The following is an 18,938-nucleotide window of genomic DNA, read 5'->3' as shown; positions in this document are numbered from 1 at the left end:
CCTGCTGGGCTGGCACGATCGCTCACGCTTGCGTAAAATCGCCTTAACTGTACTCCAGGCTGAATGTATGACCAGCAGACCGTCTCGATCGCCTTCCAAACTGAGTTTCACCGCTTCCCCGACTGCATCCACCACGGTTAATGCTGCGGTAGAGGAAGAGGATTCCTACTTGGATGACTACTATTTTGATGAGCCGGGCAGCATGCCAGGGACTTTGACGATCGAGGCAGATGCGTCGCCGCCCACGATTTTTCTAATCGACTACAAAGAGGACAATGCCGTTCGTCTCAAAATCGACGCGCCTGAGGAATGTACGCCTTATCTAGATACCGAATCCGTGTCCTGGGTGGATGTGCAGGGGTTGGGCAGCGAGAATGTCCTGCGGCGATTGGGTCAGGTTTTTGATCTGCATCCGCTGGTGCTTGAGGATGTGGTTAACGTGCCGCAGCGTCCCAAAGTCGAAGAATACGACGATCAGCTTTTATTTATTGCCCGCATGGTTTGCCTGAAGGATGATGAGCGCGGCTTTGTCAGTGAACAGGTGAGCTTTATTTTGGGTAAACATTATCTGCTCACTGTGCAGGAAGAACCGGACTACGACTCGTTTGGTCCAGTTCGAGAGCGGATTCGCGGCAACAAGGGCACGATTCGCAAACACGGCGCAGATTACCTTGCCTATGCCCTGCTCGACGCGTTGATCGATGGCTTCTTTCCAGTTCTAGAGGCCTACGGTGAAGCACTTGAGGAGCTGGAGGATGAGGTTGTCTCTAATCCCACCCGGCAAAGTCTGGAAAAGATTCACCGAATTAAGCGAGAACTGTTAGCCCTGCGGCGTGCCATTTGGCCCCAGCGAGACGCAATCAGCGTTTTGATTCGCGACAGCAATGATTTAGTCAGCAGCGAGGTGCAGGTGTACTTGCGAGACTGCTATGACCATGCCGTTCAGGTTCTAGATATGGTGGAAACCTATCGAGAAGTGGCATCGAGCCTGATGGATGTGTATGTTTCTTCGGTTGGCAACCGCATGAATGAAGTGATGAAGCTGCTGACGATGATTTCGACCGTTTTTATTCCCCTCACCTTTATTGTCGGGATCTACGGGATGAACTTCAATACTGAAAAATCGCCACTGAACATGCCGGAGCTGAACTGGTACTGGGGCTATCCTGTCTGTCTTGCAGTAATGGCGGTTATTGCGGCAGCTCTGATCTTCTATTTTTATCGACGTGGCTGGTTTGAGAATTTCTCAGGCATCAAGGAGTAGCGCGATGCGAAGCAGTTTTCCCTGCCGAGTGATTGGTAAGCGGATCACTGGAAAGCTCCTAAAGCGATCGAAAACAGAATCGTTCACTGAAATCAAAGACCGCTCGACTAAGAATGATAGGATCTCAAACTGCAAGCCCGAATTTTAGAAGAACTCCGAAAACTCTATGGATCTGCAGTCTCTAATCCGCGAAATTCCTGACTTTCCGAAACCCGGCATTCTATTTAAAGACATCACCACGTTGCTGCGAAACCCGGAAGGCTTGCGCTACACGATCGACACCCTGGCAGATAAATGCGCTGGTTTTGCAGTCGATTATGTGGTCGGCATGGAATCACGAGGGTTTATCTTTGGCGCACCGCTTGCCTATCGCATGGGAGTCGGTTTCATTCCGGTTCGCAAACCCGGTAAGCTCCCTGCTGCGGTTCACACAATCGAATATGCCCTCGAATACGGAACCGATCGCCTGGAAATGCACCAGGATGCCCTGCACGACGGCGCAAAAGTGCTGATCGTCGATGACCTGATTGCCACCGGAGGCACGGCTGGAGCAACCGCTCAGCTCATCCAGAAAACGGGCTGTGAAATCGCTGCCTATGCCTTCATCATTGAACTGGTTGACCTGAAGGGACGGGAGAATTTGCCCAAAGCCCCGATCGTCACGCTGGTGCAGTATTAGTAAATCATTACAATGAGGAACTAACAGGCAAATCATCTGGTGAGTCACTCCCTCCCCTCACCCCCTCCTCTCCCTATGACCTCCTCCTCTTTCCCTCAACGTGCCCGATCGCTGTACGGCTCGATCGTTGCTTTCTTCACCAGTGAAACAGTTGGCTATGTGGTCAAGCGGCTGCTTCAGGCGTTGATTACGCTGCTGCTCGCTTCGGCACTCAGCTTTTTTGTAATTCAGCTTTCGCCGGGCAGTTTTCTGGACAACTTGCGGGACAATCCGCAGATTTCGGAGGAAACTCTGAAACAGTTTCAGCAGCAGTTTGGGCTGGATAAGCCCGTCGTGGAGCAATATTTTCTCTGGGTGCGGCAGATTTTCACCCGGCTAGATTTTGGCGTGAGTTTTGCCTATGCTCAGCGTCCAGTGACGGAGATTTTATGGGAGCGGATTCCCGCAACGCTGCTGCTCTCGATCGCTTCTTTGATCTTGACCTGGACGATTGCGATTCCGATGGGCATCGTGGGGGCGGTGCAGCAAAATCGAAAAGCCGATCGCTTCCTGCGAGTGATTAGCTATATCGGGCAGGGCTTTCCGACGCTGATTACCGGATTACTGCTGCTATTCTTCGCGCAGGTGACTTCGCCGCTGTTTCCGGTGGGGGGGATGACGAGCATCGATCATGCAGATCTGACCCCGATCGGCAAAATTCTTGATATTGCCTGGCACATGATTTTGCCGACGCTGGCACTCAGTATCACCAGCTTTGCCGGGCTTCAGCGGATTATGCGCGGCGAACTGCTGGACGTGCTGCGGCAAGACTATATTCAAACCGCACGGGCAAAGGGGCTGCCCGAAAATCGAGTAATTTACGTCCACGCGCTGCGAAATGCGGTCAATCCGCTGGTGACGCTGCTGGGCTTTGAGTTTGCAGGACTGCTGGGCGGTTCCTTTATCACCGAAAACTATTTCAACTGGCCCGGACTGGGACGATTAATTCTTCAGGCGGTGCAGGCAAAGGATCTGTATCTGGTGATGGCGAGTCTGATCATGGGTGCGTTTTTGCTGATTCTGGGCAACCTGCTGGCGGATTTGCTTTTGAAGGTGGTTGATCCACGCATTAAGCTGACCGATATGAACTAGCACGGCAGCCAGAAACGATTGACGAAGCCATTGGGGCTAAAGGGCAAAGTAAAAGTATTCGTGTCTTTTTGTATTTCAAAGCAATGCCTTTTGCAAATCTTTGCGATTTTTGGCACAAATGCTTCGCGCTTGTGCGCTGCTTCATCCCGTCCCCTTTCAAGTAAGATGAAGAGATGCCTGACTCTTCGATCGCTCTAACGTAGGTCTTAACTCAGGGCGAAAGCCTTGCCGATCAGGTGAGGAGTGGATTGCAACAGTTAGGCAACTGTATAGAAAGTCGCATCTTGGCAAAGGGAACGTATGAGCGAGCAAGAAATTTTTGACAAAGTGAAGAAAATTGTGGCAGACCAGTTGAGCGTTGATCCGGAGCAAGTAACTTCGGAAGCAAGCTTTGCCAATGACTTGGGCGCGGATTCACTGGATACGGTTGAGCTAGTGATGGCACTGGAAGAAGAATTTGATATTGAGATTCCTGACGAAGCGGCTGAAGGCATTGCAACGGTAGGATCTGCTGTGAAATACATCCAGGACAAAGCGGCTGCTTAAGGCGATCGACAGGCAAAAAGAAGGGTTGGGCGCTGTTGCTGACCGGACTGCTCCAGCCCATTTATTATTCAGTCTGTTATTGATTCGGTCTGTTATTAAGTTCTGTTTTCGCTGAATTTCTTGCTAAGCCTTACAGGTTTACTTCTCAATTTCACTGTTTGAAATTAACTGTCTGAGTTTACTGTTGTGCATTCCGGGTAGATTAAACCCTTGAAGCTGCTGTCATGACAAATTTAGGTTCTGAACTCAAGCGGGTTGTAGTGACGGGTCTGGGCGCAATCACCCCGATCGGCAATACCCTGGCGGAGTACTGGGAGGGGTTGCTGAGCGGTCGGAATGGCATTGGTCCGATCACGTTGTTTGATGCGTCTAAGCACGACTGTCGCATTGCGGGTGAGGTCAAGGGATTTGACCCCCAGGACTATATGGATCGCAAGGAAGCCAAGCGGATGGATCGCTTTGCCCAGTTTGCGGTTGCCGCCAGCAAGCAAGCCCTTGCAGATGCCGGATTTGTGATTAATGACCTGAATGCCGAGCAAGTCGGCGTGGTGATCGGGACGGGCATCGGTGGCTTAAAGGTGATGGAGGACCAGCAGGAGATTTACCTCAATCGCGGCCCCGATCGCTGTAGCCCCTTCATGGTTCCGATGATGATCGCGAACATGGCAGCCGGGTTAACGGCAATTCACACGGGCGCAAAAGGTCCGAATAACTGCACCGTTACGGCTTGCGCGGCAGGATCGAATGCGATCGGCGATGCCTTTCGACTGGTGCAGCGCGGCTATGCTCAGGCAATGATCTGCGGTGGCACAGAAGCAGCCGTAACTCCCCTATCGCTGGCAGGGTTTGCGGCTTGCAAGGCACTCTCCACCCGCAACGATGACCCCGTTCATGCCTGTCGTCCGTTTGATATCGGTCGCGATGGCTTTGTGATGGGCGAAGGCGCAGGAATTTTGATCCTGGAAGAATTAGAACATGCCCTGAGCCGAGGGGCAAAAATCTACGGCGAAATCATCGGCTACGGCATGACCTGCGATGCCTATCACATGACCTCTCCAGTTCCGGGCGGCGAAGGCGCAGCGAGAGCAATTCAGCTTGCCCTTAAGGATGCAGGCATTACTCCCGACCAGGTTCACTACATCAACGCCCACGGCACCAGTACGCCTGCCAACGATTCGACTGAGACGGCAGCGATCAAGACTGCGCTGGGTGAAACTGCTCATACAGTGGCAATTAGCTCTACGAAGTCGATGACCGGACACCTGCTCGGCGGCTCCGGCGGCATTGAAGGAGTGGCAACCGCACTGGCGGTTTATCACGACAAGCTACCTCCCACGATCAATCTGGAAAATCCCGATCCGGCTTGTGACCTGGACTACGTGGCAAATGCGAGCCGATCGCAGAAAGTAGAAGTTGCGCTGTCCAATTCCTTTGGCTTTGGCGGACACAATGTGACCCTAGCGTTCCGCAAATATCACGGCTAAGAAACCTGAATCAGCCTTCTTGTGGTGGGCATCTTGCCTGCCCGCTTGAGGAGACAAATCTCTAGCTACTTATTGTGGGGTAGGCATCTTGCCCGCCTAGTCCAGGAGGCATCTTAACGGTCTGGTGAGTATCGAGAGATGTTGCAATGGGCAGGGGAGGACACCCACCCCATAAGAAATTTTTGCAAGCAATGAAGTCTGTGAGTCTAAGCCCTCTTTTAAGTCCACCCTTACACCTGCCTTTAAACCTGTCATGACTACTGCTTTTCCGATCGATCTCAGTGCCTATAAAACCGTTCAGCTTGATCCTCAAAATTCGACCCTGACTGACGAGCAGCGGGAAGCACTTAAAGCCAATATCCAGCTTTGTCGTGATGCGATCGTCTTTTTTACTGCAACCGGAGCCGCAACTGGAATGGGCGGACACACGGGTGGACCCTATGACACCGTGCCGGAAGTGGTAATTCTAGATGCGCTGTTTCGCAGTCAGCCCAATCAGTTTGTGCCGATTTTCTTTGACGAAGCCGGACACCGGGTGGGGACACAATATCTAATGTCTGTCCTGCGCGGTCAAATGCCTGCGGAACAGTTGGTGAACTATCGTCAGGCAAACTCGAAGCTACCCGGACACCCGGAACTGGGGTTAACTCCGGGCGTGCAGTTCAGTTCGGGGCGATTGGGACACATGTGGCCCTATGTGAACGGTGTAGCATTGGCGCATCCTGGCAAAGCGGTCTTCTGTCTCGGTTCAGACGGTTCGCAGCAGGAAGGCAACGACGCAGAAGCGGCAAGGCTGGCAGTGGCACAGCACCTCAACGTGAAGCTGCTGATTGACGATAATGATGTGACGATCGCCGGACACCCCTCGCAGTATTTGCCCGGATTTAGCGTTCGCAAAACGCTGGAAGGACACGGCATGAAAGTGCTGGAAGGCGACGGCGAAGACATTGACGGACTCTATAGCCGGATTTGCGAGGCAATTAACACACCCGGACCGATCGCCGTGATCAATAAGCGTCCGATGTGCCCCGGCATTACCGGGCTGGAAGGCTCCAACCACGGGCATGACGTAATCTCGGTGAAGCTGGCACTCACTTACTTGCAAGAGCACGGACACCAGGCAGCCGTCGATTACCTCAACAACATCCAGAAGCCGAAGCACGAATACGCCTTCCAGGGTGTTAGCGACAAGTGGGACTCCAACCGGAATGTCTTCGGGGATGCGGTTGTAACCGTGCTGGGACGGATGAGCGAAGAAGAGCGCAAATCTAAAGTAGTCGTGATCGACAGCGACCTGGAAGGTTCCTGTGGTCTGAAGAAAATCCACGATGCCCACCCCGAAGTCTTCATTCCCTCAGGGATTATGGAGCGGGGCAATTTGTCCGCAGCGGCGGGCTTTGGTATGGAAGAAGGCAAGCAGGGCATTTTTGCCACCTTTGCCGCTTTCCTGGAGATGTGTATCTCGGAAATCACGATGGCACGGCTCAATTACTCGAATCTGCTGTGCCACTTCTCCCACTCTGGCATCGATGACATGGCAGACAACACCTGCCACTTCGGACTCAACAACTTCTTTGCCGACAACGGGCTGGACGACGGCTACGAAACGCGCCTTTATTTCCCAGCAGACGCGAACCAGATGAAAGCCTGCGTCGAATCGGTGTTCTTTAATAAGGGAATGCGGTTTATCTTCTCGACGCGATCGAAAACGCCGATGATCCTGGACGCGAACGGCAACGAAATGTTTGCGGGCAACTATCAGTTCGTTCCCGGCAAAGATGAACTGGTGCGCGACGGCAGCGCGGGTTACATTGTTACCTTTGGCGACTCGCTCTATCGCGCGGTGGATGCTGCAGAACGCCTGAAGCAGGAAGGCATCGAAGTCGGCGTGATCAACAAATCAACGCTGAACGTGGTAGACGAAGAAATGATGGCAAAAATCGGCAAAGCTCCCTTCGTCCTCGTCACCGAACCCTTCAACCGCAGAACTGGACTGGGCAGCCGCTTTGGAACCTGGTTGCTGGAGCGTAGCTATACGCCTAAATATGCCCACATCGGCACTTACGAAGAAGGCTGCGGCGGCTTATGGGAACAGTACCCGCATCAGGGCATCGATCCCGATGGCATTATCAAGAAGGTGAAATCGTTGATTGGTTAATCAGATTTAGTAGGGCGATCGCCCCATTCATCATGAAGACTGCTTCTCAGAAATGGGAGGCAGTTTTTTTAACGCTGCAGGATTGCGATCGCTACAAGCGACTGCGGTTTAGCTCGATCGAGTCAAGGCAATTCGCAGCCGCTCTGGTTGGATCAGGACAATTGGATCAAAGTCAGGGAAAGTTAGAGGGGAATTCGCTGCACGGTGGGCGGATACCAGCGTTTGTACAGCCGCATTTGCTCACCCGGGCGGTTAAAAAGCGCTAGTGCTGAGTTTGAGTGATCTGCCGCCGCTGATTTAAGTCGTTTTGCTGCCTATTTTATTCCCCGGCGAATGTATCCTCCGCTAGTAGATGCATAACCTTACGCCATGTACTCTCCCCTTCTCGTCCGACAACTTCAAACACCCGCGCAAAACGTTGTCGTTGATCGCCGGATAATTGGCTCTCCAAACATAAGCCCGATGGTGTAAGGGTTAGGCGTTTGATTCGGCGATCGGTGGTGTCAATATTAGATTCGACTAGCCCTAATTGGGTCAGTTGCCGTAATGGACTGTTCAAAGACTGTTTACTGATTCCGAGAGTCGCCAGTAATTCGTTAACGCTTAATCCTGGCTTGCGACCAATAAAATATAGAATCCGATGATGGACACGCGAGAGACCACGCTCAGCAAGTATGGCATCTGGCTTTGCAACAACTGCGCGAAAAGCAAAGTGCAACGCTTCCAGAGCCTCGTTAAGTTCTTTTTCCCGATCGCTTGGCGAACTATTTAGGTCAGTCATGTTGACATATTAATCGATGTTCAGCTAATTTGAATATGTCAACCTAGATGACCTATTTTGTAACCATGCCGATCCTCAACGCAGATTTCGCATTAAGCTTTGCCCGCAGTTGGATCGAGGGCTGGAATCAACATGACATCGATGCTGTCCTGAGCCACTACACGGATGACTTCGAGTTGGCTTCCCCTTTGATCCCCTCTATTGCTGGAGAATCTAGCGGCATTCTACATGGCAAGGCGGATGTGAGAGTTTACTGGAAGAAGGGGTTAGCGCAAATCCCTGACCTTCATTTTGAACTGAAAGAAGTCTTGACGGGTGTCGATAGCATCACGCTCTATTACCGAGGGCATCGGGGCATGGTGACTGAAGTACTATGGTTCGACGGTAGTGGAAAGGTAAAGAAAGCTTGGGCTTGTTACGCCATTAACATCACAAGGGAGGGTTATGAAGCAATCGCCAATTTCAGCTGAATCGATTTCAGCACCGCTCGGTAAGACGATCTATCCAGAACCTTATGCTTCCCTTTTGAAGGGACGACAAAAGCGAAAACTGGGTGAGTATTTTGGGTTGACTCATTTTGGAGTTAATTTAACCCATCTCTCACCCGGTGCAATTTCTGCTCTTGCTCACAGCCACTCAAAGCAAGAAGAATTTATCCTGGTATTGGAAGGCAGCCCAACGCTGGTACTTGGTGAAGAGGAATTCGTTTTGCATCCCGGTGATTGCTATGGATTTAAGGCAGGCACAGGTATCGCCCATCAACTGATTAACCGATCTGAAGAAAACGTAACCTATCTTGAGGTTGGCGATCGCCCTGAGGGAGATGAGGTCGAATACCCAAATGATGATCTCAAAGCAACACAATTGCCGAATGGTGAATGGGTTTTAACGCACAAAGATGGTCGCGCATATTAGTAGCACCGCCTAACAGCCCTTGCAGCGGACGGATTTAGGTGATGGTGTTGATGCAAAGGTCTTCTGCTGTCGCTGAAGGGGAACGTTACTACCTCTATGATTGCCGAAAATGATTAGTCTCGGCAGGGTTCCTAGTCTGCATCCTAGGCATTACAAGGCTCTAAGGCATACTACACACGATCGCTTCAGGTTTATTTTCGAACAATTGAGCTGTTGCTGAATTTTTGTTGTTCTTGTGCAAGTTTTGGATTGAGTTGCCAAAGATATGTTTGTCTGGCTGGCCCCTCAAATCATTAGTATCTGGACGTTTACAACATTTCAGCATGGAAGTTGTCCTAGAGTTGCCTGATAGAGATAAGTGAAGTTGTTTCTACCTAAATCCTCTGCAACTTTCCCTTCGACAATGAATTCCTTATCCTCGCCTTTATATAGCAGCAGAAAAAAAATGGTCGCTCAGGCTGAAAGCTTTTTGAGTTGGGCATGCCAGCGATCGCTTCAATTGTATGTTTAATGAGTTGAACTGTCCCGTTTTTGGCTGTTTCTGGGACAGTTGATGCTGTAGAAGCTTGATTTTCATTGTTTTAGCCTTCCTACTGCAACTAGACCAAACACCGTAAGTGGGACATTTGGTCCTTAGCGACCATTTTTTCTCATTTGCTATACAAAGGTGTTATGCAAATAGGGAACGACCATTGTAAAGGCTAGCAAGTTCAACGTTTCGAGCTAGTGCCCATGCCCGTCGAACGGCTGCATCTGCATTCACCAGTCCATGTCCAAAGTATAAGTCTCGACCTGCAGATCCCAAATCCATTGCTGTGTCGGTTAGAATCTGCCGCAGTTCCCCTCCAGTTAAATTCGTGTTCACACTCCAGACTAGGGAAGCAATTGCCGCCATATTTGGATTTGCACAAGACGTTCCACCAAAGTAATCTAGCTGCCCTAGCGTATTCATTACAGGAGAGTCAGTTGCTGCCATCATCGTTAGCTTGCTGCCATAGTTGGAGTAACCTGCTCGCCTAACTGCAGCTGCATTCAACAGTCCGTTGATGATCTGTACGTCCGATCGCGCCAGTGCGCCAACTGACATCACGTTACTATGATTCGCCTCCAGACGACCAATTCCACCGCTTTCCCAAAAATTAGTAGGGTCATCCATGTCTACATTGCCGTTTCCGGCTGCCATTGCAAATACGGCAATGTCTGCACAGTCAGAAAAGATTTGTTCAAGTTCTGCTTGCGTACCACCGTTAGTCAACCAGAGTTCGCCCGCAATACCTCCCTGAAGTACCACGCGCTTGTGGTTTGCACGGGCATAACTAATAGCATCTTTAATGCTTTGTTGAAGTGTAATTTCCCCATAGGGTTTGGTTACATAAACATTGCTGTTCCAGTTAATTCCCGTGATGCCTTCAGCATTATTTGGTGTGGCAGACATAACGCTAATCGCAGAGTGTCCATGTCCAGCACCAATTGATTGGTCATCGTCGGTGGGGTCAGTAATCAGGCGAGTAGAAGCGAGATCTACAAGGCTACCTTCGGGCGTATTTGTCAGGGGAACTCCAGAATCAATCGAAACTAGCAGCACATCTTTGGAGCCTTTGGTAAACCGCCAGGCGCTTTCAACATCTGAAGCTCGCAAATTCCATTGCTGGCTATAGTACGGGTCATTTGGCCGCACTTGAAGTTCTAGCATCGTGTCATTTGAGAATCGTAGGGCTTCAATGCCCTGGAAGTAGATTTCTCGTCCATCGATCAGCTTAACGGAATCAAACGCCGTGCCGCGCAAGATTGCCTGATGCGCGATCGCCTGTGGATCGAAGGCACTCAAATCAAGACCATTAATGCTGGAAATACTCGATCGCTCGATATTTAGATGTAAGACATCAGTTCCACCTCGTCCTAGAATGACGCTGCCTGTGCCAATTGGGGCTGCATAATCTAGGGTTTCACCTACAGCCGTTCCAGCCACTAGGTTCCAGGGCAGTACCTTCATAGACTGCCGATCTGAGACAATTTCTCGACCTTCGATTGTTTGAGCAACTGCCCGAAACTCATAGTCGCCGCTTAGCCCAGCAACGTTTGCTAGATTGACCAACCCACGAGAAAGTGATGCACCTGTCCAGCTTCCCAAAGTAGTAATGCTACCGTCCTTAAGGGCTTCCAGACGCACTTTTGCCAACCGTGACCCGTTTGCTAGACTGTAGCTTAGCTGCACGGCTCCTTCCTGAAAAACTGTATTTTCGGAAGTGTCTCCCGATGCATCCTGAAGGCTAAAACCAGTGAAGCTAGGCAGCAAACTCACCTGAATGGTGCTGGAATCAAGCGGCGTTCCCTGATTGCGGTTGTTTGCCTTGTTAGATTCTGCTACCTGATTCGCAGGATCAACAACCATGCTGATGTAATACGTTCCTTCACCCTGCCAAAAAGCATCGGATTGGTTAGGTAAAGTGACGGTTGCTGTCAACTGTCCTGTTGTACGATTACCTGCTAATCCAGCGATCGCTTGGCTGCCCAGCAGCCGATCGCTGCTATCTAAAGTGCGATCGGTAGACAGGTAGAAATCGACTCCAAAACCTCCGGCAACAGTAGCGTTTGCATTTTCTAGGTGAAAGGTGAGAGCGGCTGTGTCTCCCATACTCAAGAATTGTGGGCTATTGAAGGAAATGCCGCGCAAATCTGGCAGGCTAGATGAGCTAGGAGAATTTGGAGTTGCGGACAGAGTTAGCTGATAGGTTGTTTCTGTTCGCTGTTGGGAATAGACCCGAATGTAATACGTTCCTGAACCTAAATCGAGATTTAAACGCTCCGCTGCTTTACCGCGACGGGCTGCCGTCTGAATCACTCGACCTTTGGAGTTAAGGATCTGAAGATTTGCATTTGCCTTGAGGCGATCGAGCTTGAGAGAAAGGCTACTTCGATCGTGCAGTCGCAGCCGCAAATAATCGTTTTTGTCTAATTTGCCAATCGAATCTTTAAAGTAACTGATTTTTGAGCCAAGTCTAATGGATTTAGCATGCCTCAACGTATTCCCAGCCCGATCGATTTCCATAACAGCAAGCTCAATGATTCTAGATGCACGAAAAGCGTAAAATTCATCATCTCCTGATTCTAAGTAAATCGTGCATCCGTTGCATCAAAAATTACATATGCTTCACATCAACAGAAGCAGTTTTTTGCTAGCAATCGATTATGGCAGGAGTTCTCTCAGCCGCTAGGCAAGGAGCGAAAAAACTTAATATCGGCTACAGGCAGAAACAATTGAAGTAGAACCACAGGGCAATAATTCCTCAATCTATGGGACCGTGTTGCTGGATAGTTGTTTGGCGCTTTCAGTGAAAACACTGATTCCGCTACTCACTTTGTTTCCTATCGTATTCTGTCGTTCAGCCATTTCCTGTCGCTTTAAACGACAAGATTTGCCGTGTTTGGATAGGGCATTGCTCTCCCAACCGGAAGGCAATTTAGATACTGTGGAGTGAGCTAGCGTAGGGTGAAGAAATAAGTGTCTTTAACGAAGAATTAAAGGTCACAGAGGAGTTTTTAACTCTTTCCAACTTCCAAAGGAAGGACGCATTGGGTATCTAAAGGTTTGTTCCTATAGCTTATTTCAGCTATGGAATTTTTAAGAGAAGCTTCAAACCTTAGCAAAGCCTGAATTGAAAGGATCACACGGACTTGACACATAATTCTTCGTTAAGAACACTTATTTCTTCGCTCTACAAGATTGTGCTGAACCGGAACAGGGTATAGATTACGTGTTGGGCTGCAAAGTTTGTTTCCGTCCGGTTAGCTCAAACGTTGTGCCGCCGACCCTTGGTGGGGCGTGACTGCAAGCCGATCGGTTAGTGACTATTGGCAACTATGTTTTTGAGGAACTGACTTTCCTGAAATACGTTCTACTAGTGGGAGCGGGTTGTAGTGAACAGTTTTTTGGGGATGCCTCACAGCAAAGCTTCTACACAATTGATGTGTTCATCAAATATCGCGCTCAGTCATAAAAAGGTAACTGCTTTCATTAGTAAACATTGCTAAGGCGATCGGAATGAATTCAAATTTTTATTGCATGTTGGAGCCTAGCATCACATTGGAGACGCGCTCATGCGAACACGTATAAACATGACCGCGTACTGGTTTGCCATCGGCATTGCGCTCGCGGCAGCATTCATCCTCGTCTGGCTAAGCCTTGGCGTTGGCATCATCGGGAAGGACGGCGATCCCGCCAACCTGATGTATTTCGGGGTGCTCGCTGTCGGAATTATCGGTGCCATCATCGCGCGCCTCCAACCCCAAGGGATGGCACGTGCGTTGGTCGCGACGGCGATTGCTCAGGCATTGGTTGCTGCGATCGCGCTAATCGCAAGGTTAGGTCTTCCGTGGAGCGGACCGGCAGAGATCCTGGTGCTAAATGGGTTCTTCATCGCGTTGTTTGCCGGATCAGCCTGGCTGTTTCAGCGTGCTGGGCGTGGGCGACCTGAACGGGGCAGCGCCTAACCATCTGCTTGCACACCGACCACAGTAGGGTTAATTGCTAAGAGTGAGAAGTATGCTGCGGCAGGTGAAGCGGAACGTTCTGCTGCAAACCCTCAGTGGAGACGGTTCTTGGAGTTTATCTGTTAGTCTTTGATATCTAGACGCTTTGAATTTATCCAGGAGCGCAAAGCACTTCAGCCGCTATAACGAGGACTAGCAAAGCTTATGCTTTAGGCAGGTAACAGAACTTGCCCTGTTTCGTTCCGTTCTATGCAACATCACCCCGATAGCGATATTGATGTGATGGTGAGATTTCATCCAGATACTCATCCTACCTACATTCTCCCGGCACCTTGAGAATCGCTGAAGACTCCGTTTATGCCTATCCTGAGAGGGTTACGATCGCCCCGATTTTTCCTTTAGTCTCGGCTTAATTTGTCGCGCCTGAAGGTGGAAGTTCGCTATGTTTATGCCGATCGACTTCATACTTCGTTTGTTGTCTAGTGTGCTGTCCGTTTTCATACTTGGAGGTGGGGCATACATTCTCTATCAGTGGCATGAAGGAGAGTTGGTGAGCGATCGCTGGCTATACCTGGGAGTGGGAATGTTGGTGTGGTCGTTTCTAGGTTTGCTGCCGATTCTGCTGCTGCACCGTGCCGGGCGCGATGAACCGAAACCGTTTCGCAGCGATCGGGTTCAGCGACTTTCTCGACCAGACGGCAGTGAGATTCAGGTGGAGTTTTATGAGCCTGGTTTCTCGACGGCGGAAACGGCTTCGTATCCTGTGCCAACGATCATCCTGACGCATGGATGGGGACCGGATAGCACGGTCTGGTACTACGCCAAGAAGCAGTTGACCGAGCAGTTTCGCGTGATTACCTGGGATCTTCCAGGCTTGGGCAAATCTCGCAAGCCGCGGAATCGAGACTATTCGCTGGAGAAATATGCGCGTGATTTGAATGCGGTGATCGAGGCGGCGGGGAATCAGCCTGTGATTTTGCTGGGGCATAGTATGGGCGCGATGATTCTGCTGACTTTTAGCCGATTGTTTCCAGAACGGTTAGGCGATCGCGTGGCAGGTTTGATTCTGGTAGACGGCACTTATACAAATCCCTTGAGAACAACGACTTTGAGCAAGCTGCTGCTGGCACTGCAAAAGCCTTTGCTCGAACCACTGCTGCATCTGGCGATCGTCTTTTCTCCGGTGCTGTGGTTGACAAGCTGGCTGAGCTATCTGAACGGTTCAACGCTGCTAACGACCGAGATTTCTGGCTTTACGGGCAGGGAAACACGCGGACAGCTTAATTTTTCCAGTTTGATCGGCATCAAAGCACCGCCAGGAATTTTGGCGCGCGGCGTTCTGGCCATGTTGAAGTTTGAAGAGACCCAGACGCTTCCCACTATCTCAGTTCCAACCCTGGTTGTGGTGGGCAAGTCGGATATTGCAACTCGACGGTTTGCCAGCGATCGAATGAGTCAGGCCATTCCTGGGGCAGAGCTGAGTGTTATCGCTCCGGGTGGGCACATGGCATTGATGGAACGCAATGCTCAGTTTGCAGAAATTGTTCAGTCGTTTAGTCGTGCCTGCCTGAGCTTAAAGGCATAAGCAAGGGTTTGTATTTTCAGGAGATAGATTCCTGAGTGGATCGCCCGCTCCAGCCGCCTGGCAGATCTTCCAGGATCGCGCCTCTTGCCTTCAAATTAATTCGGTCGCTGTGGGTTAATCCGGGGTTTTTGTTGAATCTTGCGCCTTTCACCAGTACCACGCCCAGATCCACCTGATCCAGATCTACGCCTTGCAGCAATGCTTCACGAAAATCGGCTCCGCTGAGGTCAGCTCCGCTAAGGGTCGCTTCTTTGAGCCTGGCACGGCTAAGATTTGCCCAGCTTAGATTGGCATCGCTGAGATTAGCGCGATTGATTTTTGCCCAGCTCAGGTTTGCGGCAGTGAGATTGGCCCGGCAAAGGCTCGCGTCCCGCAGATCGGTATCGCTGAGAATCGCATCGCTGAGTTCAGCATCGCTCAGGTCTACGCCAGGAAGGATAGCGTCACTCAGGTCGGCTCCTGTGAGATCTGCTCCACTCAGGTCGGCTCCACTCAGATCCGCTCCGCGCAAAATCGCTTCTCGCAAATTGGCATTTCTCAGATTCGATCGGTTCAGGTGGGCATCGCGCAGATCAATTCGGCTCAGGTTCGCATGGCTCAGATTTGCCCCACTCAAATCGGCATTGCTTAGATCGACCCGGCTCAAAATTGCCCATAGAAGAAACAAGATATTGGGATTTGCCCAGACGATCGCCGTTCTCCCTGGCTGTGCTGCGATCGTCATTGCCCAGATCAGGGTTGCCCAAACTAAGCCGATGCCAATTAGAATTGGCAGGTTAAAGCTGCCGCGTCGAGGAACGGCTACCTTGAGCATGACTTCTCGCAGGTTGATCCAGACCAGAATCGTCCAGAGCAGGTTTGCCCAGATTAGAATGACGCCTGCAACGCCTGCCTCGGTCAATTGCAGCCATAGCAAGACTGCCCAGCCAAAGTTTGCCCATAGCAGTAGCGTTCCAATAAAATCAACTCGGCTGAGATCAACGCCCTGCAAATTTGCGCCGCCAAAGGTTTTTTTGCCGCGCCACACTTTGAGCCTGATTCGGAGTCCTGCAGAAATGTGGCTGTACCAGGGAGGACGATCGGGCGGCGAAGTAGACGAGGTAGAGGGCGTTAGTGACGATCGGCGCATAGGATTCACAGGATTGGCGGGCAGGAGGATGAAGAGACAAACTCACTAAACCGTCTGGATCATAGCCAATCGGAAAGACCAACCGCCAGTGTATTCGACTGCAAAAATTGCCTGTAGTGGGCTGTGAATGGCGAATGCAAAAGGAATTGCGAAGCGAGCAGGAGCGCAAGAAGGTGAAATGAAAACAAACGCCGTGCGGATTCTTGACAGTTTAGAAATTGGATATCAGCTTTTAAACTACGAGGTTGATCCTGAAGATCTCGCCGCCGAAAGCACTGCCGCGAAGCTTAATCTGCCGCCGGAACAGGTGTTTAAGACGCTCGTGACCAAAGGCGATCGCACTGGAATTTGTCTTGCCGTGATTCCGGGCAATGCTCATCTCGACCTTAAAGCCCTGGCAAAGCTAAGCGGCAATCGTAAAACTGAACCTGTGCCGCTAAAGGATGTGCAGCCGTTGACTGGGTATATTCGGGGCGGTGTAACTGCCCTGGCGTGCAAAAAGCCTTACCCTGTCTATGTCGATGAAACGATCGATTTATTCGATCAGGTTGCGGTTTCTGCTGGAATGCGCGGACTGATGATTTTTCTATCGCCTGCTGACTATTTGCAAGCGGTTAACGGCACGATCGGGGCGATCGCTCAGGACAAAGCGTAATCCTTTTAACTGCGAATTAGCTGCAAATTAGCTGCGAACATCGCTGCGCTTTGCTTTGAGTTTGAACTTTGGAAAGAACATTCGACCGCCTAAACTCTGAAAATAAATGCCGCCAACCGTTGCTAAAAACAGGATGTATGCGATCGCCTGCACCTGATAAAGCTGCTGTGTATAGCCAAACAGCGCACTCAACAGAAGCCCCAGAAAGCGATCGTCCGGCAGCACTTTCGACAGATTCCGGACCGTCGGATCCAGGATGCAGGAATGGTTCCAGGTGAAGCGTTCATAGTAAAAGCAGAGCGACTCCGAGGCGCGATCCCGGCTGGCAAGAGTCTGCATGACCGTGTCGAAATGCCCTAACGCCGTTACCATCAATCCGGCAATCAGCAGCAGCACCTTCGACCCTGCGTAAACCTGCTACTACACTTCGGTTTGCTTGCTGAGCCTGCTTAGTTTCAGTTGGGCTGAGGTTTCTCTGGTTTGCGCCAGAAACGCATCGAGCAGCGGTTTGCCAAACTGCACTAATGATTCTACGATTTCTGCGCCTGCGGCTTCGGGTGTGCCTGCATCAAACGGCGGCTCAGGCTTGTACTCCATCATCAGCTGCGTCGCTTTCGCCGTCTTTTCTCCGTGAAGCAATCTCACCAGCGTCAAGCCAAAATCAAGCCCAGATGTCACCCCCGCACCTATCAGCCGATTCCGGTCAATTACAACGCGATCGCGGACAACCTCTACCCCAAGCATCGCAAGCTGATCGCGGAATGCCCAATGACAGGTTGCTTTGTAGCCCTGTAACAATCCCGCCGCCGCTAAAATCATTGAGCCAGTGCAGACGCTCGTCACATATTGGGCAGTTAAACTTTGCGCTTTCAAAAAATCGAGAACTTCTGGATCTTTCATGACTTCAACCTGCCCAAGCCCACCGCCAGGAACACAAATGACATCCAGAGGAGGACAATTCTCAAAGGTTGCAGTAGGAATCAGCGTCAAACCTTCATTGCTGGTCACTGGCTTGAGCGTTTTCCAGATCAAATGAAGCTGCGTATTAGGTGGAAATGCCAGAACTTGATACGCTCCCAGAACATCAAGCTGAACGACATCAGGATAGATTAAAAAGCCGATATGCAGTTGAGTCATCGCTCCGCCTTTAAAGTTCAATTTGAAGGTCAATTTGTCTGAAATTCAATATGATGGAACGATCGTAAGAAGCAGCGTTTACCTTTGCTAGTCCTCACTTGGGTACACTTTGAGCGAAATTGTTTTAGTGAAATTATGGGCAGTTCCCTCCATTCTCTCTTTCAAGCGATCGCAACTGCACCCACTGAACAAGCACTGCGACATCGATTTATGGATGGAGTGAGCAACTATTTTGGAGCGAATCGATGGGGAATTTATCTGTTAAATGATAAGGATCAGCTAGCAAGTGTGGATGTCGAAGGGGTTTCTGATCGCTTCGTGGAACAGTATGAAAAGATTGGTAGATCGGTTGATCCTGTTTTGAAATATGTGCTTGAGTATCATGCGCCAGCCCATGAAGCGATCGTTTTACCCGCGGGAGGCTGGAAACAGAGTGAACTGTATCAAAGATGCTGTGCCGAGCAGGATCACGAACATATCATGACGGGGCCGATCGTGGGTCGTGGTCATTTGATTGGCACGGTTCATTTTGCGCGTGTAGGGGAAACTCCTGCCTTTAATGCACAGGATTTAGCAAACCTGGGCGCAGTGTGTACTCATTTGTCAGCTTGCCTTGCTGAACTGCGAAGACCTGCGATCGCTTCAAATTCAAAGTTGAACTGCCTGACCGCAAGAGAAATTCAAATCGCAAATCTTGTGGCGCAGGGACTCACGAATGCAGAAATCGGAGCAGAGCTGTGGATTACTCAAAATTCGGTAAAGCAAGCTTTAAAGCGGATGTTTCGAAAATTAGAGGTTTCTGCACGAACAGAAATGGTGGCGAAATTGCGAGATATTTTGTGGAGAGATTGATACAGCGTTTTCTACTCCCATAAGGTACGGGGGTTGTGGGGGCTTTCTCCCCGTACAGGTTCCGCCCCTGCACCCCATCTTTTGTCCTTCAATTGTCTGTCCTTCAATTGCCTGAACAGGGCTGTAAATGA

At 50.5% G+C, this 18,938-nt stretch carries 18 protein-coding genes and 1 pseudogene; 14 read left to right on the top strand and 5 right to left on the bottom strand.

The genetic code is table 11. From position 1 onward, the window contains the following. Positions 1-67 precede the first annotated feature (67 nt). From corA to NDI45_RS07965, 7 genes are all read left to right on the top strand, one after another. Positions 68-1,264, top strand: coding sequence for a magnesium/cobalt transporter CorA (corA, locus tag NDI45_RS07995; protein ID WP_348246970.1), 1,197 nt, complete (start codon positions 68-70; stop codon positions 1,262-1,264). Positions 1,265-1,430: 166 nt separating this feature from the next. After that, positions 1,431-1,943: an adenine phosphoribosyltransferase gene (locus tag NDI45_RS07990; protein ID WP_190791841.1), complete on the top strand. Its 513-nt coding sequence runs from the start codon at positions 1,431-1,433 to the stop codon at positions 1,941-1,943. A gap of 75 nt (positions 1,944-2,018) precedes the next feature. Further along, complete coding sequence (locus NDI45_RS07985; protein WP_348246969.1) at positions 2,019-3,074, top strand: ABC transporter permease; 1,056 nt, start codon at positions 2,019-2,021, stop codon at positions 3,072-3,074. Between the two features lie 300 nt (positions 3,075-3,374). Then, the gene (gene acpP, locus NDI45_RS07980; protein ID WP_190791843.1) at positions 3,375-3,620 is read left to right on the top strand and encodes an acyl carrier protein; all 246 of its coding nucleotides are present in this window, start codon (positions 3,375-3,377) and stop codon (positions 3,618-3,620) included. Positions 3,621-3,844: 224 nt separating this feature from the next. Then, on the top strand, positions 3,845-5,104 hold the full coding sequence (fabF, locus tag NDI45_RS07975) for a beta-ketoacyl-ACP synthase II (RefSeq protein WP_190791844.1): 1,260 nt from the start codon (positions 3,845-3,847) through the stop codon (positions 5,102-5,104). A gap of 253 nt (positions 5,105-5,357) precedes the next feature. Continuing rightward, on the top strand, positions 5,358-7,262 hold the full coding sequence (locus NDI45_RS07970) for a transketolase C-terminal domain-containing protein (RefSeq protein ID WP_190791845.1): 1,905 nt from the start codon (positions 5,358-5,360) through the stop codon (positions 7,260-7,262). Positions 7,263-7,294: 32 nt separating this feature from the next. Then, the gene (locus NDI45_RS07965; protein WP_348246968.1) at positions 7,295-7,528 is read left to right on the top strand and encodes a hypothetical protein; all 234 of its coding nucleotides are present in this window, start codon (positions 7,295-7,297) and stop codon (positions 7,526-7,528) included. 53 nt (positions 7,529-7,581) lie between these two features. Here the strand turns inward: NDI45_RS07965 and NDI45_RS07960 are convergent, their stop codons facing one another. After that, entirely contained in the window at positions 7,582-8,043 is a 462-nt protein-coding gene (locus tag NDI45_RS07960; RefSeq protein ID WP_348246967.1) for a helix-turn-helix domain-containing protein, read from the bottom strand. A gap of 47 nt (positions 8,044-8,090) precedes the next feature. On the opposite strand from NDI45_RS07960, the gene NDI45_RS07955 reads away from it, so the two are divergent. Next, complete coding sequence (locus tag NDI45_RS07955) at positions 8,091-8,513, top strand: nuclear transport factor 2 family protein (RefSeq protein WP_190794711.1); 423 nt, start codon at positions 8,091-8,093, stop codon at positions 8,511-8,513. Then, positions 8,488-8,958: a cupin domain-containing protein gene (locus tag NDI45_RS07950; RefSeq protein WP_348246966.1), complete on the top strand. Its 471-nt coding sequence runs from the start codon at positions 8,488-8,490 to the stop codon at positions 8,956-8,958. Before NDI45_RS07955 ends, NDI45_RS07950 begins: the two co-directional genes overlap by 26 nt. A 670-nt stretch (positions 8,959-9,628) precedes the next feature. Here NDI45_RS07950 and NDI45_RS07945 read toward each other — a convergent pair. Continuing rightward, the gene (locus NDI45_RS07945) at positions 9,629-12,007 is read right to left on the bottom strand and encodes a S8 family serine peptidase (RefSeq protein ID WP_348246965.1); all 2,379 of its coding nucleotides are present in this window, start codon (positions 12,005-12,007) and stop codon (positions 9,629-9,631) included. 1,067 nt (positions 12,008-13,074) lie between these two features. On the opposite strand from NDI45_RS07945, the gene NDI45_RS07940 reads away from it, so the two are divergent. The 3 genes and pseudogenes from NDI45_RS07940 to NDI45_RS07930 all read left to right on the top strand — a co-directional run bounded on the left by NDI45_RS07940 (position 13,075) and on the right by NDI45_RS07930 (position 15,034). After that, positions 13,075-13,449 (top strand): hypothetical protein, encoded by a 375-nt coding sequence (locus tag NDI45_RS07940; RefSeq protein WP_348246964.1) that lies wholly within the window; start codon positions 13,075-13,077, stop codon positions 13,447-13,449. Between the two features lie 232 nt (positions 13,450-13,681). Next, positions 13,682-13,767 (top strand): annotated as a pseudogene (locus tag NDI45_RS07935) (nucleotidyltransferase); the annotation flags it as partial. 124 nt (positions 13,768-13,891) lie between these two features. Next, on the top strand, positions 13,892-15,034 hold the full coding sequence (locus NDI45_RS07930; RefSeq protein ID WP_348246963.1) for an alpha/beta hydrolase: 1,143 nt from the start codon (positions 13,892-13,894) through the stop codon (positions 15,032-15,034). A 16-nt stretch (positions 15,035-15,050) separates the two neighbouring features. On the opposite strand, the gene NDI45_RS07925 is transcribed toward NDI45_RS07930, so the two are convergent. Continuing rightward, positions 15,051-16,163 (bottom strand): pentapeptide repeat-containing protein, encoded by a 1,113-nt coding sequence (locus tag NDI45_RS07925; protein ID WP_348247026.1) that lies wholly within the window; start codon positions 16,161-16,163, stop codon positions 15,051-15,053. Positions 16,164-16,341: 178 nt separating this feature from the next. Here NDI45_RS07925 and ybaK point away from each other — a divergent pair, with 178 nt between their 5' ends. Further along, positions 16,342-16,818, top strand: a complete 477-nt coding sequence (gene ybaK, locus NDI45_RS07920) for a Cys-tRNA(Pro) deacylase (RefSeq protein WP_348247025.1) — start codon at positions 16,342-16,344, stop codon at positions 16,816-16,818. Positions 16,819-16,845: 27 nt separating this feature from the next. On the opposite strand, the gene NDI45_RS07915 is transcribed toward ybaK, so the two are convergent. Continuing rightward, positions 16,846-17,214: a hypothetical protein gene (locus NDI45_RS07915; RefSeq protein WP_348246962.1), complete on the bottom strand. Its 369-nt coding sequence runs from the start codon at positions 17,212-17,214 to the stop codon at positions 16,846-16,848. 24 nt (positions 17,215-17,238) lie between these two features. Beyond that, positions 17,239-17,955, bottom strand: coding sequence for a DJ-1/PfpI family protein (locus NDI45_RS07910; protein ID WP_348246961.1), 717 nt, complete (start codon positions 17,953-17,955; stop codon positions 17,239-17,241). Positions 17,956-18,090: 135 nt separating this feature from the next. Between NDI45_RS07910 and NDI45_RS07905 the strand changes: the two genes are divergently transcribed. Next, positions 18,091-18,807: a LuxR C-terminal-related transcriptional regulator gene (locus NDI45_RS07905; RefSeq protein WP_348246960.1), complete on the top strand. Its 717-nt coding sequence runs from the start codon at positions 18,091-18,093 to the stop codon at positions 18,805-18,807. Positions 18,808-18,938 lie beyond the last annotated feature (131 nt).

The organism is Leptolyngbya sp. GB1-A1, assembly GCF_039962475.1.
Lineage (GTDB): Bacteria > Cyanobacteriota > Cyanobacteriia > Elainellales > Elainellaceae > Leptolyngbya_A.
Note: the sequence above shows the minus strand (reverse complement) of the source record. Positions and strands in the feature narration are given on the sequence as shown.

Coding starts and splice junctions, on each gene's coding strand:
- corA (WP_348246970.1), top strand. CDS start 68: ATGACCAGCAGACCGTCTCGATCGCCTTCCAAACTGAGTTTCACCGCT.
- NDI45_RS07990 (WP_190791841.1), top strand. CDS start 1,431: ATGGATCTGCAGTCTCTAATCCGCGAAATTCCTGACTTTCCGAAACCC.
- NDI45_RS07985 (WP_348246969.1), top strand. CDS start 2,019: ATGACCTCCTCCTCTTTCCCTCAACGTGCCCGATCGCTGTACGGCTCG.
- acpP (WP_190791843.1), top strand. CDS start 3,375: ATGAGCGAGCAAGAAATTTTTGACAAAGTGAAGAAAATTGTGGCAGAC.
- fabF (WP_190791844.1), top strand. CDS start 3,845: ATGACAAATTTAGGTTCTGAACTCAAGCGGGTTGTAGTGACGGGTCTG.
- NDI45_RS07970 (WP_190791845.1), top strand. CDS start 5,358: ATGACTACTGCTTTTCCGATCGATCTCAGTGCCTATAAAACCGTTCAG.
- NDI45_RS07965 (WP_348246968.1), top strand. CDS start 7,295: ATGAAGACTGCTTCTCAGAAATGGGAGGCAGTTTTTTTAACGCTGCAG.
- NDI45_RS07960 (WP_348246967.1), bottom strand. CDS start 8,043: ATGACTGACCTAAATAGTTCGCCAAGCGATCGGGAAAAAGAACTTAAC.
- NDI45_RS07955 (WP_190794711.1), top strand. CDS start 8,091: ATGACCTATTTTGTAACCATGCCGATCCTCAACGCAGATTTCGCATTA.
- NDI45_RS07950 (WP_348246966.1), top strand. CDS start 8,488: ATGAAGCAATCGCCAATTTCAGCTGAATCGATTTCAGCACCGCTCGGT.
- NDI45_RS07945 (WP_348246965.1), bottom strand. CDS start 12,007: ATGGAAATCGATCGGGCTGGGAATACGTTGAGGCATGCTAAATCCATT.
- NDI45_RS07940 (WP_348246964.1), top strand. CDS start 13,075: ATGACCGCGTACTGGTTTGCCATCGGCATTGCGCTCGCGGCAGCATTC.
- NDI45_RS07930 (WP_348246963.1), top strand. CDS start 13,892: ATGTTTATGCCGATCGACTTCATACTTCGTTTGTTGTCTAGTGTGCTG.
- NDI45_RS07925 (WP_348247026.1), bottom strand. CDS start 16,163: ATGCGCCGATCGTCACTAACGCCCTCTACCTCGTCTACTTCGCCGCCC.
- ybaK (WP_348247025.1), top strand. CDS start 16,342: ATGAAAACAAACGCCGTGCGGATTCTTGACAGTTTAGAAATTGGATAT.
- NDI45_RS07910 (WP_348246961.1), bottom strand. CDS start 17,955: ATGACTCAACTGCATATCGGCTTTTTAATCTATCCTGATGTCGTTCAG.
- NDI45_RS07905 (WP_348246960.1), top strand. CDS start 18,091: ATGGGCAGTTCCCTCCATTCTCTCTTTCAAGCGATCGCAACTGCACCC.